At 71.7% G+C, this 17,378-nt stretch carries 15 protein-coding genes, 2 pseudogenes and 1 riboswitch; of the genes and pseudogenes, 6 read left to right on the top strand and 11 right to left on the bottom strand.

Going from position 1 to position 17,378, the window contains the following annotated elements; all coding sequences use genetic code 11:
- Positions 1-16: 16 nt before the first annotated feature.
- From BBK82_RS22400 to BBK82_RS22375, 6 genes and pseudogenes are all read right to left on the bottom strand, one after another.
- Positions 17-1,391: pseudogene (locus BBK82_RS22400) on the bottom strand (cobyrinate a,c-diamide synthase).
- Positions 1,385-1,999: a cob(I)yrinic acid a,c-diamide adenosyltransferase gene (gene cobO, locus BBK82_RS22395; RefSeq protein ID WP_065916751.1), complete on the bottom strand. Its 615-nt coding sequence runs from the start codon at positions 1,997-1,999 to the stop codon at positions 1,385-1,387. Before cobO ends, BBK82_RS22400 begins: the two are co-directional and overlap by 7 nt.
- Positions 2,000-2,013: 14 nt before the next feature.
- Positions 2,014-3,932 (bottom strand): annotated as a pseudogene (locus tag BBK82_RS22390) (putative cobaltochelatase).
- A gap of 37 nt (positions 3,933-3,969) precedes the next feature.
- A riboswitch (cobalamin riboswitch) is annotated at positions 3,970-4,085 on the bottom strand.
- A 34-nt stretch (positions 4,086-4,119) separates the two neighbouring features.
- Positions 4,120-5,235, bottom strand: coding sequence for an MFS transporter (locus BBK82_RS22385; protein ID WP_065916750.1), 1,116 nt, complete (start codon positions 5,233-5,235; stop codon positions 4,120-4,122).
- Positions 5,232-6,191, bottom strand: coding sequence for a threonine aldolase family protein (locus BBK82_RS22380; protein WP_065916749.1), 960 nt, complete (start codon positions 6,189-6,191; stop codon positions 5,232-5,234). The genes BBK82_RS22385 and BBK82_RS22380 overlap by 4 nt, the downstream gene beginning before the upstream one ends.
- A 10-nt stretch (positions 6,192-6,201) precedes the next feature.
- Entirely contained in the window at positions 6,202-6,708 is a 507-nt protein-coding gene (locus BBK82_RS22375) for a TetR family transcriptional regulator (RefSeq protein ID WP_237048315.1), read from the bottom strand.
- An 81-nt stretch (positions 6,709-6,789) separates the two neighbouring features.
- On the opposite strand from BBK82_RS22375, the gene BBK82_RS22370 reads away from it, so the two are divergent.
- Positions 6,790-7,623, top strand: a complete 834-nt coding sequence (locus BBK82_RS22370) for a quinone oxidoreductase family protein (protein ID WP_065916748.1) — start codon at positions 6,790-6,792, stop codon at positions 7,621-7,623.
- Here the strand turns inward: BBK82_RS22370 and BBK82_RS22365 are convergent.
- Positions 7,607-8,668 carry a cytochrome P450 family protein gene (locus tag BBK82_RS22365; RefSeq protein WP_218920647.1) on the bottom strand — a complete coding sequence of 354 codons (1,062 nt, stop codon included), beginning with the start codon at positions 8,666-8,668 and terminating at the stop codon, positions 7,607-7,609. The genes BBK82_RS22370 and BBK82_RS22365 overlap by 17 nt on opposite strands.
- A 43-nt stretch (positions 8,669-8,711) precedes the next feature.
- On the opposite strand from BBK82_RS22365, the gene BBK82_RS22360 reads away from it, so the two are divergent.
- Positions 8,712-9,905, top strand: coding sequence for an 8-amino-7-oxononanoate synthase (locus BBK82_RS22360; RefSeq protein WP_237048314.1), 1,194 nt, complete (start codon positions 8,712-8,714; stop codon positions 9,903-9,905).
- On the opposite strand, the gene BBK82_RS22355 is transcribed toward BBK82_RS22360, so the two are convergent.
- Complete coding sequence (locus BBK82_RS22355) at positions 9,859-10,317, bottom strand: GNAT family N-acetyltransferase (protein WP_065916746.1); 459 nt, start codon at positions 10,315-10,317, stop codon at positions 9,859-9,861. The genes BBK82_RS22360 and BBK82_RS22355 overlap by 47 nt on opposite strands.
- A 13-nt stretch (positions 10,318-10,330) precedes the next feature.
- Positions 10,331-11,062: a serine protease gene (locus tag BBK82_RS22350; protein WP_065916745.1), complete on the bottom strand. Its 732-nt coding sequence runs from the start codon at positions 11,060-11,062 to the stop codon at positions 10,331-10,333.
- 148 nt (positions 11,063-11,210) lie between these two features.
- Here BBK82_RS22350 and BBK82_RS22345 point away from each other — a divergent pair, with 148 nt between their 5' ends.
- The gene (locus tag BBK82_RS22345; RefSeq protein ID WP_065916744.1) at positions 11,211-11,819 is read left to right on the top strand and encodes a LysE family translocator; all 609 of its coding nucleotides are present in this window, start codon (positions 11,211-11,213) and stop codon (positions 11,817-11,819) included.
- A gap of 149 nt (positions 11,820-11,968) precedes the next feature.
- Here BBK82_RS22345 and BBK82_RS22340 read toward each other — a convergent pair whose 3' ends face one another.
- Both BBK82_RS22340 and BBK82_RS22335 read right to left on the bottom strand, forming a co-directional pair.
- Positions 11,969-12,742: a S1 family peptidase gene (locus tag BBK82_RS22340; protein WP_065916743.1), complete on the bottom strand. Its 774-nt coding sequence runs from the start codon at positions 12,740-12,742 to the stop codon at positions 11,969-11,971.
- A 15-nt stretch (positions 12,743-12,757) separates the two neighbouring features.
- On the bottom strand, positions 12,758-13,777 hold the full coding sequence (locus BBK82_RS22335) for a M48 family metallopeptidase (RefSeq protein WP_065916742.1): 1,020 nt from the start codon (positions 13,775-13,777) through the stop codon (positions 12,758-12,760).
- Positions 13,778-13,847: 70 nt separating this feature from the next.
- On the opposite strand from BBK82_RS22335, the gene BBK82_RS22330 reads away from it, so the two are divergent.
- From BBK82_RS22330 to BBK82_RS54235, 3 genes are read left to right on the top strand one after another with little or no spacing between them, the layout of a single operon-like run.
- Positions 13,848-14,741 carry an alpha/beta hydrolase gene (locus tag BBK82_RS22330; RefSeq protein ID WP_179953795.1) on the top strand — a complete coding sequence of 298 codons (894 nt, stop codon included), beginning with the start codon at positions 13,848-13,850 and terminating at the stop codon, positions 14,739-14,741.
- A gap of 33 nt (positions 14,742-14,774) precedes the next feature.
- Positions 14,775-16,649 carry an ABC transporter ATP-binding protein gene (locus BBK82_RS22325; RefSeq protein WP_065916741.1) on the top strand — a complete coding sequence of 625 codons (1,875 nt, stop codon included), beginning with the start codon at positions 14,775-14,777 and terminating at the stop codon, positions 16,647-16,649.
- The gene (locus BBK82_RS54235) at positions 16,646-17,284 is read left to right on the top strand and encodes a CatB-related O-acetyltransferase (RefSeq protein ID WP_083268087.1); all 639 of its coding nucleotides are present in this window, start codon (positions 16,646-16,648) and stop codon (positions 17,282-17,284) included. Before BBK82_RS22325 ends, BBK82_RS54235 begins: the two co-directional genes overlap by 4 nt.
- The last annotated feature ends 94 nt before the right edge of the window (positions 17,285-17,378 follow it).

Raw genomic sequence — 17,378 nt, 5'->3', positions numbered from 1 at the left:
GGGGTTGACGAAAGGCTTAGACGAAGACCGTACCGCCTGCCGAACCCGCCACGAACGGGTGGCAGGCCCGCACGAACCTGGCCACCGCCTCCGGGTCACCGGCCGGGTGCGTGTGCAGGTACGAGGCGTGCACACCGCCCGCGACGAACCCCTCGGCCACCGGCTTGGAGTCGACGCCGCGCCACTGCCACGCGGGCGGGGCCGAGTGCGGTGTGGACAGCTGCGTGCGGTGGAACTCGTGGCCGGTCACGCGGCTGCCGGGCGGGTGCAGCGGCGAGCTCGTCGAGGCCACGGCGTCGCGGTAGCCCAACGTCAGCTTCGGCGTCATGAAACCCTCCGCGTCGAGCACGCCGCACATCTCGTGCCCGTCGAGTGATCTTGCGAGGTACAACAGCCCGCCGCACTCGGCGTGCACCGGCGCACCCGATCGAGCGAACCGGGCGATGTCCGCGCGCAACGGTGCGTTGGCCGACAACGCCTCCGCGTGCTGTTCGGGGAACCCGCCCGGCAGCACCAGCCCGGCGGTGCCCTCGGGAAGCCGGTCGTCCTTCAGGGGGTCCACCACGGCGACGGCGGCACCCGCGGCCTCCAGCACCTCGACGTGTTCCGCGTAGCCGAACGTGAACGCCGCCCCACCGGCGACCGCGACGACGGGCTCGCCGGTGACGCGGTCGACCTGGGGCTCCCACGGCGCGACGGCCAGCGCCGGCGCCGACGCGAGCGCGGACCGCGTCGAGGTCGACGTGCTTGGCCACCGCCGCGGCGATCGCGTCGACCGCGGAGACCGCCTCGGTGCCGTGCTCGGCCGCCGTCACCAGGCCCAGGTGGCGTGAGGGCAGGGAGAACTGCGGATCGCGCGGCAGCACGCCGAGCACGTCCAGACCGACCTCGTCGCACGCCGAGCGCAGCACCTGCTCGTGCCGTTCCGAACCGACCTGGTTGAGGATCACGCCGCCGAGCCGCACGGTCGGGTCGTAGCCGCGGAAGCCGTGCAGCAACGCCGCCAGCGACCGGCTCTGCCCCCGCGCGTCGACCACGAACAGCACCGGCGCGCCGATCAGCTTCGCGACGTGCGCGGTCGAACCGACGCCCGCGGTGTCGACCCGGCCGTCGAACAGCCCCATCACGCCCTCGACCACGGCGATGTCGCAACCCCTGGACCCGTGCGCGAACAACCCGGCGATGCGGTGCTCGCCGACCAGCACCGGGTCGAGGTTGCGGCCGGGCCTGCCGGTCGCGAGCGCGTGGTAGCCGGGGTCGATGTAGTCGGGTCCCACCTTGAACGGAGCCACCCGCGACCCGGCCGTCCGCAGCGCGGCCATCAGGCCGGTGGCCACCGTCGTCTTGCCGCTGCCCGACGCGGGTGCGGCGACGACCAGCCGGTTCACCACTCGATCCCCCGCTGGCCCTTCTGCCCGGCGTCCATGGGGTGCTTGACCTTGGTCATCTCGGTGACGAGGTCGGCGGCGTCGATCAACTGCTGCGGCGCGTACCGGCCGGTGATCACGACGTGCTGGTGGCCCGGCCGGGTGACCAGCGCGTCCACCACCTCGTCGACGTCGATCCAGCCCCAGTGCAGCGGGTAGGTGAACTCGTCGAGGACGTAGAGGCCGTGGCGTTCGGCCTGGAGCCGGCGGGCGATCTCCTGCCAGCCCTCACGGGCGTTCGCCGCGTGGTCCTCCTCGCTGCCGGCCTTGCGCGACCACGACCAGCCCTCGCCCATCTTGTGCCACTCGACCGCGCCGCCCTCGCCGGTCTCGTCGTGCAGCCGGCCGAGCGCCTTGAACGCGTTCTCCTCGCCGACCTTCCACTTGGCGGACTTCACGAACTGGAACACGCCGATGTCCCAGCCCTGGTTCCAGCCGCGCAGCGCCAGGCCGAACGCCGACGTCGACTTCCCCTTCATCTCACCGGTGTGCACCATCAGCAGCGGCCGGTTGCGGCGCTGCCGGGTGGTGAGGCCGTCCTTCGGCACCGCGGTGGGTTGTCCCTGTGGCATCTGGGGTTCCTCCGTTACGCGGCGCGGACGACGCCGGCCAGGTGGTCGGCGCTGAGCTGGTCGAGGCGGACGCAGGTGCCCCGCAGGGCTTCGGCGACCTTGGCCGCGAGACCGAGGCGGACGTGGCCCTGTTCGCAGTCCACGACGACGACCGCGGTCTGCTCCAGCAGCGTGGCGGCCTTGAGCGCGTCCTTCGTGGGGTCGCCGCCGAGGCCGGACGAGGTCGCCCGGCCGTCGGTCAGCAGCACCACGAGCGGGCGCTTGCGCGGGTCGCGCAGCCGTTCGATCTCCAGGACGCGGTGGGCCTTCAGCAGTCCGTCCGCCAACGGCGTGCGGCCGCCGGTGCGCATCTTCTTCAGGCGCGTCGCCGCCGCGTCGACCGAGGTCGTCGGGGGCAGCGCGACCTCGGCCTGGTTGCCGCGGAACGTCACCACGCCCACCTTGTCGCGGCGCTGATAGGCGTCACGCAGCAACGAGATCACCGCGCCGCTGACCGCCGCCATCCGCTTCTGCGCCGCCATCGAGCCGGAGGCGTCGACGACGAACAGCACGAGGTTCGACTCCTTGCCCTCGCGCACGGCCTTGCGCAGGTCGCCGGGCACGAGCTTCAGCCCGGCACCGCTGCGGCCGCGTCCGCGCTGGTGCGGCGCGGCGTTGGTGAGCGTGTCGACCAGGTGCAGCCCGCTGCCGTCCACTGTGGACGAACGAACGACCCGGCCGGTCCGCGCGCGTGCCCGCGACCGCTTGCCCGGCGCGCCTTCGCCGACTCCCGGCACCTCCAGCAGCCGCGCCTTGAAGGCGGGCGACGGCTCGGGCGCGGACGGTCGCCCGGCGCGTTCCCGTTGCCTCGCGGCCCTTCCTGCGGCTCCGGCAGCTCACCGCCACCGGGCCCGTCGTCATCGGGACCGTCGTCATCCGGACCGCCGGCGGGGTCCTCTGCGTGCTCGGCCGCCTGCCGCATCGCGTCCTCGAGCTGCTGCTCCTCGATGCCGGGCTCGTCGAACGGGTCGCGCCGGCGCCGGTGCGGCAACGCGAGCCGGACCGCGATCTCGACGTCGCTCTCCTCGACCTCGGTGGCACCGCGCCAGGCGGCGTGCGCCGTGGCGGTGCGGGCGACCACGAGGTCCGCACGCATCCCGTCGACCTCGAAAGCCGCGCAGACGGCGGCGATCCGGCGCAGCTCACCGTCCGGGAGGGACACGTTCCCGAGTGCGGCGCGGGCGTTCGTGATCTGCTGCTTGAGCCGCGCGTCCGCGTCGGCCCACCGGGCCGCGAACGTCTCCGGGTCCGCCTCGTACGCCAACCGGCGCCGGATCACCTCGGTGCGCACGGCCACGTCCCGCGCCGCCTTCACCGCCACCGTGAGCCCGAACCGGTCGAGCAGCTGCGGCCGCAGCTCGCCCTCCTCCGGGTTCATCGTGCCCACCAGCAGGAACTGCGACGGGTGCGACACCGACACCCCTTCGCGCTCCACGTGCGCCCGCCCCATCGCCGCCGCGTCGAGCAGCAGGTCGACCAGGTGGTCGTGCAGCAGGTTGACCTCGTCCACGTACAGCACGCCCCGGTGCGCCGCCGCCAGCAGGCCGGGCTGGAACGCCCGCACGCCCTCGGTCAGCGCCTTCTCCAGGTCGAGCGACCCGACCAGCCGGTCCTCGGTGGCACCGACCGGCAGCTCCACGAGCCGGGCGGGCCTGCGCTCACCGCCGTGGTGCGGCGCGTCCGGGCAGTCCGTCGTGCCGGGGGTGCAGTTGAACCGGCAGCCCGCCGACACGTCGAGCTCGGGCAGCAACGCGGCGAGGGCACGCACGACGGTCGACTTCGCGGTCCCCTTCTCGCCGCGCACGAGCACGCCGCCGATGCCGGGGTGCACCGCGTTCAACAGCAGGGCGAGCCGGAGGTCGTCGTGTCCGACGACAGCCGAAAAGGGGAACATGCTCCAGCGAGTCCTTCCTCGGGTGTCCACGCCCGGGTTAGGTCGAGTAAGAGGGGGACGAGTTCCTGACTCCCGACACGCGGTCGGTCACAGTCGCGGGACGGCGCCGGATTCGCACCGGCTTCCTCGCACTCCCCTCACAGCCCCGGCATCGTCGCACCTCGCCGGGTGTGGTCCAACCCCGCGGTCAGGTGGCCTTCACGACAGGACGCTCCCCGACCGCGCTGACCACGACGATCACCAGTGTGATCCCGACGCCGACGAGGATCGCCACGGAGGCGCTGAACGCCTCCATAGCCACCGCCGAGACACCCGCGGACGCGCTGTAGCCGACACCCGCCGCCGCGTACATCACCGAGTACGCGGGCGCGTGGGCGTAGGAGGGCAGGCGCTCGCGCAGGGCCAGGCTGCGCGACACCATCGCACCGGACTGGAACAGGCCCGCCACCAGCAACCCGGCGGCGATGCCGGGCACACCGGGCAGGACCGCCACCAGCGCGATCGACCCGGACATGCCCACCAGCAGCACCAGGCACTGCACCCGCAACGAGCCAGGCCAGGTGCGCAGCCCGTACAGCAGCGCACCCCCGGCGCACGCGAGCGCGAACCACGCCAGCAACGGCCCGGCCCAGCCCACCGAGATCCCGCGCTGCTCCAGCAACGCGGGCAGCATCAGCTCGGTGGCGGCGAACACCGCGTTCGAGGCGGTGCTGGTCAGGTAGATCGGCCAGGCCCGCCACAGCGAGCGGCTGATCGGCGCGACGACCGGTTCCGGCGCTGGCAGCCACCGCAGCACGAGAGCACCCAGCAGGAACAACACCGACGCGACCAGCAACGGCACGCCGGGGTGCACCTGGAGTGCGAGGAACACCACCAGGGCGGGTGCGGCCGCCCAGATGACCTGTGACAGCACCGCCTCGCCGCTCAGCGCCCGCGCCGCCTTCTCCTCGGGAACCAGCGCGGTGAGGATCGCGCGGGTGCCACCGGGGGCCGCGGCCGGTGCGGCGCCCGCCACGAACACGACCGCCAGCAGCAGCGGCCCGGAGACGAACGGCAGCACCGCGAACGCCAGCGCGCCGACGACCATCCCGGCCGGCAACTGCCCGCGCGACCGGCCGAGGCGGGCACCGAGCACCACCGACCCCGCGATCTCGCCGACCACGTACAACGCGGCCGCCGCGGCACCGAGCGCGTAGCCGCCGGAGGTCGAGCGGCCCAGGAACACCAGCGCCAGCGGGGCCATGGCGACCGGCATCCGGCTGCCGACCGCGACCACGGCCCACAGCCGGAGCTGACGGCTCACAGCTGCGCCTGGAACTGCCGCCAGGCCTCCCGGACCTCGTCCGCCGTCCACTCCAGCGCCGGCTCGGCGATCGTGACCTCGGTCTTCGCCAGCGTCCCCGACCGCCAGAACCTGCCGAGGAACTTCCCGCTCAGCTCGGTCAGCCGCGCCGGGTCGCCCGGCAGGTGCAGTGCGAACTGGTGCGTGTGCGGCTCCGGGAGGCCCATCGCCTCGGCGACCACCTTGGCGTGGGCGACGTACAAGCCCAGGCGCGGCAGCACGGTGTCGAGGCCGTGCAACGCCGACAGCGCGGCCGGCCACTGCTGGAACAGCATGCCGCCGTACCGGTGCCGCCACACCCGTGCCTGTTCCACGAAGTCCTGCGAGCCGGCGAGCGCCGCGCCGGAGATGCCCTCCAGCGACTTGTAGAACGACACGTAGACGGAGTCGAACAGGCCCGCGATCTCCTCCAGCGGCTTGCCCAGGCCGGGCCCGCTCTCCCACAGCCGCGCGCCGTCGAGGTGCACCACCGCGTCCCGGTCGCGGGCGGCGTCCACGGTCGCCACCAGCTCGTCCCACGCCGGCAGCACGAACCCCGCCTCCCGGTCCGGCACCTCCACCAGCAGCGTCCCGAACGGCTCCGGGCACGACGCCACCTCGTCGTCCGCCACCCGGACCGGGCGCAGGCCGGACAGCACGGTCAGCGCGTCGTCCTCGTGCACCAGCGGGTGGGCCCGCGGGTGCATCGCCACGATCGGGTTGTGCGTGCGGTCCGCCCAGCACCGCAGCGCGATCTGCTGGGCCATCGTCCCCGTCGGCACGAACAGCGCCGCCTCGGTGCCCAGCAGCTGCGCCACCCTCGTCTCCAGCGCGCCGACCGGGCCGCCGTCGCCGTAGCGGTCGGGGTCGACGTCCGGCACCGGGCCGAGCATCTCCAGCAGGGTTCTCTTGCGGACTCCCGAGAGCTGGCGGTTCATCACCCCGGCATCAAACCCCAGCCTCGAGCGACTCCGCGAGCGAAATAACCCCTGCCCTGATCTCGGCCGCCGTCATGCCCTGGCCGAGCAGGAACGCGACGTGCGTGCCACGCAGCACGGTCAACAGCGCGTGCGCCTTGAACAGCGTCCCGACGTGCGCGGTCAACCGGTCGACGGTGATCTGGAACTCGGCCTCGCACCCACCGGACGTGGTGCGTTCGGCCGCGATCACCAGCGGCAGGTTCGCCAGCACGTGGTCGAAGAGCGTGCCGGCGAACTCGGCCGCCGACCGGCACTCCAGCGACGCGACCTGGATCCACGACGCCGCCGTCGCGTCGAGCACGGCCTGGACGAGGCCCGCCTTGTCGCCGAACCGCCGGAAGACGGTGCCCTTGCCCACGCCGGCCGCGGCCGCGACGGCGTCGACCGAGACGCCCTCGATGCCGCGTTCCCAGATCAGGCGGGTGGCGGCTTCCAGCACCAGGGCCCGGTTGTGGGCGGCGTCGGCGCGTTCCACTGGCGACTCCCTTGACTTAAGCGGACTGTTGGTCCGTATAGTAGCAAGCGGACCGACGGTCCGCTTTCGAGGAGGCAGAACATGAAGGCAGTGCGGTTCCACGAGTTCGGCGGCCCGGAGGTGCTGCGGGTCGAGGAGGTGCCCGACCCGGTCGGCGAGACGCTCGTCGACGTCACCGCGATCGGCCTGAACTACGGCGAGACGGTGATCAGGAGCGGCAAGGGGCGCGAGCTGTTCCCCTGGTACCCGGGACCGGCGCTGCCCGCGACCATCGGCACCGAGGTCATCGGCACCACGGCGGACGGGCGGCGGGTCATGGGCTTCCCGCGCGACGGCGGCTACGCCACGAAGGCCGTCGTCGAGCACCCCGTCGAGGTGCCGGACGACGTCAGCGACCACGCGGCACTCGCGTTGCTGCTGCAGGGCACCACCGCCGTCGCCGCGATGCGGGCGGCGAGGGTCCAGCCCGGCGACCGGGTGCTGGTCGAGGCGGCGGCCGGTGGTGTCGGCAGCCTGCTCGTGCAGCTCGCCGAACGCGCCGGCGCGACCGTGCTGGCCGCGTCCAGCAAGGGCGGGCTCGGCTACGACTGGGACGGGCTGGAGCCGGTGGACGTGGTGTTCGAGTCGATCGGCGGTCACGTCGGCCGCACCGCGTTCGAGCTGCTCAGGGACGGTGTCGGCCGGATGGTCGTGTTCGGGTTCGCCAGCGGTGAGACCCTCGACGTGACGGCCGCCGACGTGTTCCGCAAGGGCGTCGCGGTCATGGGCCTGCCGCGGGACGTCTCACCGGCGGAGGCGCTCACCCTGGGCCTGGAACCGGTCCTCGGCGACGTCTACACCCTCGACACGATCGCCGACGCGCACCGGGCACTCGAGTCACGCAAGACGACGGGCAAGCTCATCGTGCGACTGTGACGGACCTGGGCGCGCGGAACGACAACAGCTGAAGCCACTCCGGTTCGTCGCCGGCGAGCCGGAGTGAGGGCTCGTGCTCGGCCACGGTCCGCAGCACCACCGCGGCCTCCAGCCGGGCCAGCCCCGCGCCCAGGCAGAAGTGCCGGCCGTACCCGAACGCCAGGTGCTTGGGATCGTTCTCCTTGCCGCTCAACAACAACACGAGCTCCGCACCGGCCGGAACCCGCACACCGGACAGCACGACCTCACGCGCCGTGAGCCGCCGCCAGGTCACCACGGGCGTCTCGGTCCGCAGCACGTCCTCCACGAACGACTCCGCCACGCCCGGCAACGGCAGCCGTTCCCACAGCTCCCGGTCCTGCAACGCACGCCGCAACGCCGTGGACAACAACTGGGTCGTCGTCTCCTGCCCCGCGATCAGCAGGAAGTAGCAGAGCCCCGCGGAGTCCGCTGCGGACACACCGGCGTCGGCCAGTGCACAGAACAACGCCCCGTCGCGGGCCTCATACCGCTTGATCAGCCACTGGTGGAACGCGCCGACGTCGTCGACCAGCTCCATCTGCCGTTCCCGTGTGATGTCACCCCAGAAGAACTCCAGCGACGCCGTGCTCCACCGCTTGAGCGTCGGGATGTCCACGTCCTCGAGCCCGAGCAGGTCCATCAGGACGATCGCGGGCAGGTCCCACGCCAGGGACCGCACGAGATCTGAGCCACCCAGCCGTTCCATTGCGAGGGCCCGGATGCGAGGCTCCGCGGCGGCGACCCGAGCCGGGGTGAAGAACGACGCGACCAGCCGCCGCAACCCGGCGTGCGAGTCCGACCCGTTGTTCGCGAGTGTCGGCGGCAGTGAGAACCGGGCCCTGACCAGGGCGCGAAGAGCGGCGGGCGCCACCGGGGTGACGGCGGTCAGCGCGTTGTCCGGGAGGTAGGTCACCGGGTCGGCGAGCACCGCGCGCACGTCGGCGTAGGACGACACCACCCAGCGTCCGTCGCAGAGCTGGACCGGTGAGGTCAGCTCGGCGCGGGTGAAGGTGAACAGGTCCACGAGCGGCACGCTAGTCGGCGGATGGGAGACTCAGGCGGTGAGCGTGAGCACAACTGAGGCGTTGTCCAGTGGTGGTGAGGCGACGTTCGACTGGATCGACGTCCGCGCGCAGGCGCGCGCCAAGGCGGGTCTGGCCCGCCGGTTGCGCCCGCGCCAGGCCGACTCCACCGACCTCGACCTCGCGAGCAACGACTACCTCGGCCTCGCGCGGGACAAGCGGGTCGCCGGTGCCGCCGCGGCCGCCACGCTCAAGTGGGGCGCGGGCTCGACCGGGTCGCGCCTGGTCTCGGGGTCGACGGAGCTGCACGCCGAGCTGGAGTTCGAGCTCGCGAACTTCTGCGGCAGCCAGTCGGCGCTGGTGTTCTCCTCCGGCTACGCGGCCAACCTCGGCGCGCTCACCGCGCTCACCGGCCCCGGCACGGCGATCGTCGCCGACCAGCACATCCACGCCTCGCTGATCGACGGCACGCGGCTGTCGAAGGCGGACGTCGTGGTCACTGAGCACTGCAACGTGGACAAGGTCCGGCACGCGCTGGAGACCCGCGGCAAGCGGCGCGCGATCGTCGTGACGGACTCGGTGTTCTCCGTCGACGGTGACGTCGCCCCGCTCAACGAGCTGCACGAAGCGTGTCGCGCCCATGGCGCGGCACTGGTGGTGGACGACGCACACGGGCTCGGTGTCGTCGGCCCTGGCGGCCGGGGCGCGGTCGCGGAGGCCGGGCTCGTCAGGGCGCCGGACGTGATCACGACGCTGACGCTGAGCAAGTCGCTGGGCGCGCAGGGCGGTGCGGTGCTCGGCCCGAGCCGGGTGATCAAGCACCTGATCGACACCGCGCGCACGTTCATCTTCGACACCGGCCTGGCGCCGAGCAGTGCCGCCGCCGCGCTCGCCGCGATCAAGATCCTGCGGGAGGAGCCCGACCGCCCGGAGCGCGCGCTGACGGTGGCGCACGACCTGAGCTACCGGCTCAAGGAAGCCGGGTTCCAGGTCAGCACGCCGAGCGCCGCCGTGGTCAGCGTGCGAGCACCGTCGCCGGAGCAGGCGTTCCAGTGGGCCGAGTCGTGCCGCACCAACGGGGTGGTCGTCGGCTGCTTCCGCCCGCCGTCAGTGCCGGACCAGATCTCCCGCCTGCGGCTCACCGCGCGCGCCGACCTGACCGAGGCCGAGATCGAGCGCGCGGTGCGCGTGATCACGGAGTGCGCCGCATCCGCAGGTGTGGAATCCCGTCCTCGATGAACTCGGCGCCTTCGGTCACGAACCCGAACGACGCGTAGAAGTCCACGACGTACGTCTGCGCGTCCAGCACGCACGGCGCGTTGCCGACATCGGCGAGCGCTGCCTGCATCAGGCGGCGGCTGAAGCCACGGCCACGGGCCATCCGCGCGGTGACGACGCGGCCGATCCGGAACGTCTCGTCGGGTTCCTCGGTGAGCCGCAGGTAGGCGAGCGGGTCGTGCGACCCTTCGGCTTCCAGCCAGAAGTGCCGTGTTCCCTGGTCGAGGTCACGGCCGTCGACGTCGGCGTAGAGAGAGCTCTGCTCGACGATGAACACGTCCTGGCGCAGCCGCAGGACCGCGTAGAGCTGGGCCGGGCTCAGGTCGAGTCCCCACTGCCTGCGCAGGGTGGCCGGAAACGGTGTGGTTCGCACCGCACCTTGGATATCAGAAGCCGGCCGTGGACCGGTAGTGAGACAGCCGCGTGTAGACGCCCGGTTCGTCCGGCCGCGCACACCCGCGCCCGTACGACACGACCCCCGCGAGCCTGCCCTTGACGACCAGCGGCCCGCCGGAGTCGCCGGTGCACGCGTCCCGGCCACCGCGGCCGGCGCACAGCATCCTGCCCACCCGGTAGTCCGGCTCCTTCGCCGCGCACTCCGCGTCCGACAGGATCGGCACGGTCACCTTGCGCAGCGACATCGCGGGCTTCTCGAGCTCCGCGGTGCGGCCCCAGCCGAGCACCACTCCGCTCTCGCCGGCCTCGCCCAGCGCGATCGTCTGGTACGGCAGCCGGCGGTCCAGCGTCAGCACCGCCACGTCGTCGCCCTGCGTGACCTCTTTGAAGTCGGGGTGGCGCCACGCGTGCGTGACCGCCGCGGTGGTCCCCTCGGCCGAGCGCAGGTCGGTGCGGCCCGCGATCACCCGCATGTGCTCGAGCGGACGTGGCGTCCGACCGCCGATCCCCTGCACCGACGCGCAGTGCGCGGCCGTCATGACCTTGTCCGGGGCCACCAGCGCGCCGCCGCAGATCAGCTGGCCGTCCGGGGTGGTGATCGCCACAACCCACGGGCTGTCCGCCACCCGCGCGGGTGTCCCCCCGACGATCGCACCGGCCGGTGACGCACCGCTGACCAGCGCGATCACCGCGGCGAGCACGGCATACCGCTTACCCCTCACGGACCACTCCTCGTTGCGCCAGGTGGACGACCGGTCACCAACCGTAGCGACCGCGCTAGGACGGCGTCAAAACCGAAGGATTTGGTGTTAGTGTTCCATCTGGCCGGAGATTTTGCGGCCAGTGGCATAGATCACGGGGGTATGTACGGTGTTGTTCGACTTCAGCCAGGTTCCGGCCTTCCTCATCGCGTGCGCGGTCGTCATCGTGACCCCCGGTGTTGACGCGTTCCTGCTCCTGCGCACGTCACTGCGCTCGGGAGTGCGGTCCGGGCTGCTCGCGCTGGCCGGGATCCACACGGCCGCAGCGGTCCAGGTCGCGCTGGTGATCTCGGGCCTGGGCGTGGTGCTCGCGCAGTACCCGGTGGTGCTCACGGCACTGCGCTGGATCGGCGCCGGCTACCTGCTCCACCTGGCGGTTTCCCTCGCGCGCGGGTTGCTCAGGCGCGGCGCCGAGGAGCCGGAGGAGGTCGTGGGCGACCGGCCGTTCCGGCAGGGCTTCCTGACCAACATCACGAACCCGAAGATGCTGCTGTTCGCGCTCGCGTTCCTGCCGCAGTTCATCGGATCGGGTGAACCGGCACCGCAGCTCGCGATGCTGGCGGCGGTGTTCCTCGGGCTGGCCGCGGTGTGGGAGCTGATGATCGTGCTGGCGGCCTCGCGGGTGGCGGGCCGGTTGAAGCGACCCGGCGTGACGACCGCGCTGGACGTGGTGTGCGCGGCCGTGTTCCTCACGATGTCCGTCGGTCTCGTGGTCTGACCCGCCTCGACCGCGGGTGCCGGCTCGGTCAGCACACCACCTGGTCCCGCCGAGCCTGCCGCGGCGCCACCGCGGGCCCAGGCCGGTACCGGCGCCGGGCCCGCGACGATCGGACTTCGCGGTCAGGACGGGCAGGTCCGCACCTCGGGTTATTGGGGCTCGACCACGGCGGGTGGCGCGGTGCCGACGACCTGCCGGAGGTCGTCGGCGTACCGGACGACCCGCACGTACACACCGGGCTTGCCCCTGCGCGCGCACCCCTCACCCCACGAGGTGACGCCGACGAGCTTGCCCGCCGCCACGAGCGGTCCGCCCGAGTCGCCCTGGCAGGTGTCGACCTTGCCCTCCGGGTAGCCGGCGCAGAACATGTCCGCCCGCACGAACTGCGGGTAGGCGCCGCTGCAGTCGGTGTCGGGCAGCACCGGCAGCGTCGCCTCCATCAGGTAGCGGGAGGTCCTGCCGTTCTCGCTCGTACGGCCCCAGCCGAGCGCGCGCAGCGGCGTGCCGGGCTGGTAGAGGTCGTTGTCGGCCTGCTCCGCCATCGGCAGCGGGGTGACCGGCAGCGGCTCCTGCATGGTCAGCACCGCGAGGTCCTCACCCCTGTCGGCCGAGACGTACTGCGGGTGGATCCAGACGCTCACCGGGGTCGCGACGACGCCCGCGTCGCTCTTCTTGTCCTCCCGGCCCGCGACGACGCGCAGCTGGCCCGCCTTCCGGCCGATCGCGCAGTGCGCGGCCGTGAGCACCTTCGTCGGTGCCACGACGGTGCCGCCGCAGAACTGGTAGCCGTTCGGGTCGGTCAGGTGGACCACCCACGGGTTGATGGCGATCGAGGCCCGCGCGCCGCCGACGACCTGCACGTCGGCGACGGCGGTGCCCGCCGTGAACAACAGGGCCAGGAGGACTACCAGCAGTCGTCTCATGACTCCAGATGGTAGCTACTCCGCTGGGCCGTTCGGAGCAACTTTGCTCCACACCTTCGAGGCGGCGCCCATGACCGACTCGCCGATGTCGTTGATCGTCTTGATCAACGGGTCGGCCGAGTTGCTCGCCGACTCCTTGTAGGAGCGTGCCGCGCCCTTGAGGTCGTCGGTGAGGTTGCTGGTCGGGTGGTCGTCCTCGCGGCGCGGGTAGGTGCCGGTGAGGATCTCCCGGTACTCCTCGCTCGCGGCCCAGCGCTGCAGCTGGGCGGCCCTGACCACGGCCAGCGGGTGCGAGCGGCGTTCGTTGTCCATCAGCTTCAGGATGCTGTCGCGGATGTCCTCGCCCTCGTACTCCTTGGCCTGCTCCAGGAACGCCGCGATGTCGACCTGGCCGCCGATGTCGCCCGCGTACGCGAGGTGCACGCGCAGCGCGGCCTGCGGGTCCTGGCACGCGAGCAGCCCGGCCCGGTCGCAGGAGAGCTCGGTCTTGCGCTGCCACTCGTAGAGCGCGGCGATGACCGCGCGCATGGCGAGCGCGCCGGCCGGCATCCAGCCGAGGGCGTACTGCAGGTTGAGCAGGCGCTCCAGGATCGTGTTGTAGAGCCCGTGGCCCGACATCGCGTGGCCCGTCTCGTGGCCGATGACGAACCGCAGCTCCTCGCGGTCGAACCGCTCGACGAGCCCGGAGTTCAGCACGATGAAGGGCTTGTCGATGCCGCGGGTGTAGGCGTTGACCAGCGGCGAGTGCCGCACGAAGAGCTCCGGCGCCTCGTCGAGGTCGAACGTGGCGGCGACCTCGTTCTGCAGCCGGTGCAGGTCCGGGTACTGCTTGGGGCCCACGCGCACCGAGGAGGCGACCTGGACCAGGCGTTCCCCGCGCTCGGAGAACGCCGCCGCGACCGCCTTGATGATCGGCGCCACGGCTGGCACGGCGCGGAGCACGGCGAGCGCGCCCCGGTCGGCCGGATGTTCGTAGGCGCGCGGACTGATCCCCGGGAAGCGCACGCGCGATGACTGCTCGATATCCCCCGTCACGCGGTCCAGGTTAGACACGATCCGGACAAGGGTGCACGGAATCGCGCGTTCCGGCGGGCAAACTGGCGCCGTGAGCGACGAAGACACCACCGTTCTGCCGTTGCGCGGCGGGGCCAGCGCGACCCTGGTCCGCAGGCGTGCCGCACAGGCCGACCGCGGCGCGATCCTCTACGTGCACGGGTTCGCCGACTACTTCTTCCAGGAGCACGTCGCCGAGCACTACACCGCGCAGGGCTACGACTTCTACGCGGTGGACCTGCGTGGCTACGGGCGCTCGTTGCGCGACGGCGAGGTGCCCAACTACACGACCGACATGGCGGTGTACTTCGAGGAGATCGACGCGGCGATCGCGTTGATCCGCGAAGAACATTCGCGGGTGGTGCTGATGGGTCACTCGACCGGTGGGCTCACGACGTCGTTGTGGGCGCACGAACGACGGTCCGGCGAGCTCATCGACGCCCTCGTGCTGAACAGCCCGTGGCTCGACGTGACCGAGCCGCCGTTGCTGCGGCAGGTGGTGAAGCTGCTCGGCAGGGTCGCGCCGTCGGTGAAGATCCGCGGCGGGCTGGGCGACGCCTACGGCGCCTCGATCCACTCCTCGCGCAACGGCGAGTGGGACTTCGACGTGAGGTGGAAGCCGCTCGCCGGGTTCCCGGTGCTGGCGGGCTGGATCCGCGCGGTGCTGGTGGCGCAGGCGAAGGTGCACGCGGGGCTGGACATCCAGGTGCCCGTGCTGCTGCTGCACTCCGACCGCAGCATGCTGAACGCGCGCGAGTGGTCGGAGGACGTGTCGAAGGCCGACGCGGTGCTCGACGTCGCGGGCATGCGCAAGTGGGGCCCGAAGCTCGGCACCTCGGTGCGCGTGGTGGAGGTCAAGTCCGGCATGCACGACCTGTTCCTGTCGCCGGAGCCGGTGCGCGCGGCGGCGCTGGCCGAGGTTGACGCTTTCTTGAAAACGGCTTGACCTCCAGTCCTGTAGAAGTTCGACACTGGCGTCATGAACATCGACTTCAACGCCTGGTACGCGCTCGAGAGCGCGATGCAGGACAAGGAGAACCGCCGCGTCAGCCGGGCGACGTTGAAGCGCGTCGCCCGGTTCGCCCGCCCGCAGCGGCGCGCGGTCGGGGCCCTGCTCGTCACGAGCGCGGTGGCCGCGGTGCTCGCGGTGGCGAGCCCGGTGCTGGCCGGACGCGTCGTCGACACCATCATCGCCGGCCGCGACCTCGGCCTGGTGGTGTGGCTGGCGCTCGCGATCGCCGGCGTCGCCGTGCTGGAGGCGGGTTTCTCGCTGGCCGAGCGCTGGCAGTCCGCGCGCGTCGGCGAGGACCTGATCCTGCGGCTGCGCCAGTCCGTCTTCGACCACGTGCAGCGGATGCCGATCGCGTTCTTCACCCGCACCCGCACCGGCGCGCTGGTCTCCCGGCTGAACAACGACGTGATCGCGGCCCAGCGCGCGTTCTCCGAGACGATCTCCGGCGTCGTCACGAACCTCATCGCGCTGGTGCTGACGCTGATCGTGATGCTGACGCTGTCGTGGCAGGTCACCGTTCTCGCGATGCTGCTGCTGCCGGTGTTCCTGATCCCGGCACGCCGGATGGGACGCCGGCTGGCGTCCATGCACCGCGAGGCCGCGAACCTCGACTCGGCCATGACGACCCAGATGACCGAACGCTTCTCCGCGCCCGGTGCCACGCTGATCAAGCTCTTCGGCCGTCCTGCCCTGGAGAGCGAGGAGTTCGGTGCGCGCGCTCGGCGCGTGCGTGACATCGGCGTGCGGACCGCCGTTGCGCAGTGGCTGTTCTTGGTGGCTTTGACGCTCGTGTCGTCGTTGGCTCTGGCTCTGGTCTACGGCCTCGGTGGCTACTTCGTGTTCGCCGGCCAGATGGCGCCCGGCACAATCGTGACGCTCGCACTGCTGCTGACGCGTCTCTACGGCCCGTTGACGGCCTTGGCCGGCGCACGCGTGGACGTGATGACCGCCCTGGTGTCGTTCGACCGCGTCTTCGAGGTCATGGACCTGCCACCGCTGATCCAGGAGAAGCCCGACGCCGTCTCCGTGCCCGACGGCCCCGTCTCCGTCGAGTTCTCCGACGTCCGCTTCGCCTACCCGTCCGCCGACAAGGTCTCGCTGGCCTCTCTGGAAGAGGTCGCCTCCCTGGACACCCGCGGCGGCGAGGAGATCCTGAGCGGCGTCTCGTTCACCGCTTCGCCCGGTTCCCTGATCGCCCTCGTCGGTGCCTCCGGTGCCGGCAAGTCCACGATCGCCTCCCTGGTCCCCCGCCTCTACGACGCCGACTCGGGTGCCATCCGGCTGTCCGGTGTGGACGTCCGCTCGCTGTCGTTCGACTCCCTGCGCGAGACCGTCGGCATGGTCACCCAGGACGGCCACCTGTTCCACGAGTCGATCGGCGCCAACCTCCGCCTGGCCGCCCCGTCCGCAACCGACGAGGAGATCTGGGACGCCCTGCGCCGCGCGCGTCTGGCCGACCTCGTCTCCTCCCTGCCCGACCAGCTCGACACGGTCGTCGGCGAACGCGGCTACCGCCTCTCCGGCGGCGAACGCCAGCGCCTGACCATCGCCCGCCTGCTGCTGGCCAAGCCCCGCGTCGTGATCCTCGACGAGGCCACCGCCCACCTCGACTCCCGCTCCGAGGCGGCCGTGCAGGAGGCTCTGGTCGAAGCTCTCGCCGGACGCACCTCGCTGGTGATCGCCCACCGCCTGTCGACCATCCGCGCCGCCGACCAGATCCTCGTCGTGGACCACGGCGAGATCGTCGAACGCGGCACGCACGAGTCGTTGCTGGCCCTGGAAGGCCACTACGCCAAGCTCTACCGCACCCAGTTCAGCGAAGAACCGATCGGAGCGCCGTGACCATCCCGTCGCCGAACAACCTCTACCCGTTGCCCGACATCCCGCGCACGGTGCTCCTCAAGCCGTTGGTGAAGAACCCGCAGATCGAAATCGGCGAGTACACCTACTACGACGACCCGTTCCACGCCGAGGAGTTCGAACACCGCAACGTCCTCTACAACTTCGGCCCCGAAAAGCTCGTCATCGGCCGTTACTGCGCATTGGCCGAGGGGGTGCGCTTCATCATGTCGGGCGCCAACCACAACATGTCCGGCGTGTCGACGTTCCCGTTCACCATCTTCGGCGGGATCTGGGCGGAGAAGACCCTGGACATCGCTCTCGGTGCGCCGTCCCGTGGGGACACCGTGGTGGGCAACGACGTGTGGATCGGGTACCAGGCGCTGATCATGCCGGGGGTGCGGATCGGTGACGGGGCGATCATCGCGGCCGGGTCGGTGGTGGTGGCGGACGTGCCGGCCTACGCGGTGGTCGGGGGCAATCCGGGGAAGGTGCTGCGGAAGAGGTACAGCGACGAGGAGATCGCCGTGCTGGAGCGGATCGCGTGGTGGGACTGGCCGGTGGAGAAGGTGACCGAGCACGTGCGGGTGATCATGGCGGGGACGGTGGAGGAGCTGGCGGCGGTGGCGGAGGGCTGAGGACCCGGGCGGCGCGGCCAGTGCACAGGTCGGGATCGGTTTGACGGCGGATGAGTGAACTTCCGCCACGCAGCGTGCCGGTCGCGCGACCATG

It is taken from the genome of Lentzea guizhouensis, from assembly GCF_001701025.1.
Classification (GTDB): domain Bacteria; phylum Actinomycetota; class Actinomycetes; order Mycobacteriales; family Pseudonocardiaceae; genus Lentzea; species Lentzea guizhouensis.
Note: the sequence above shows the minus strand (reverse complement) of the source record. Positions and strands in the feature narration are given on the sequence as shown.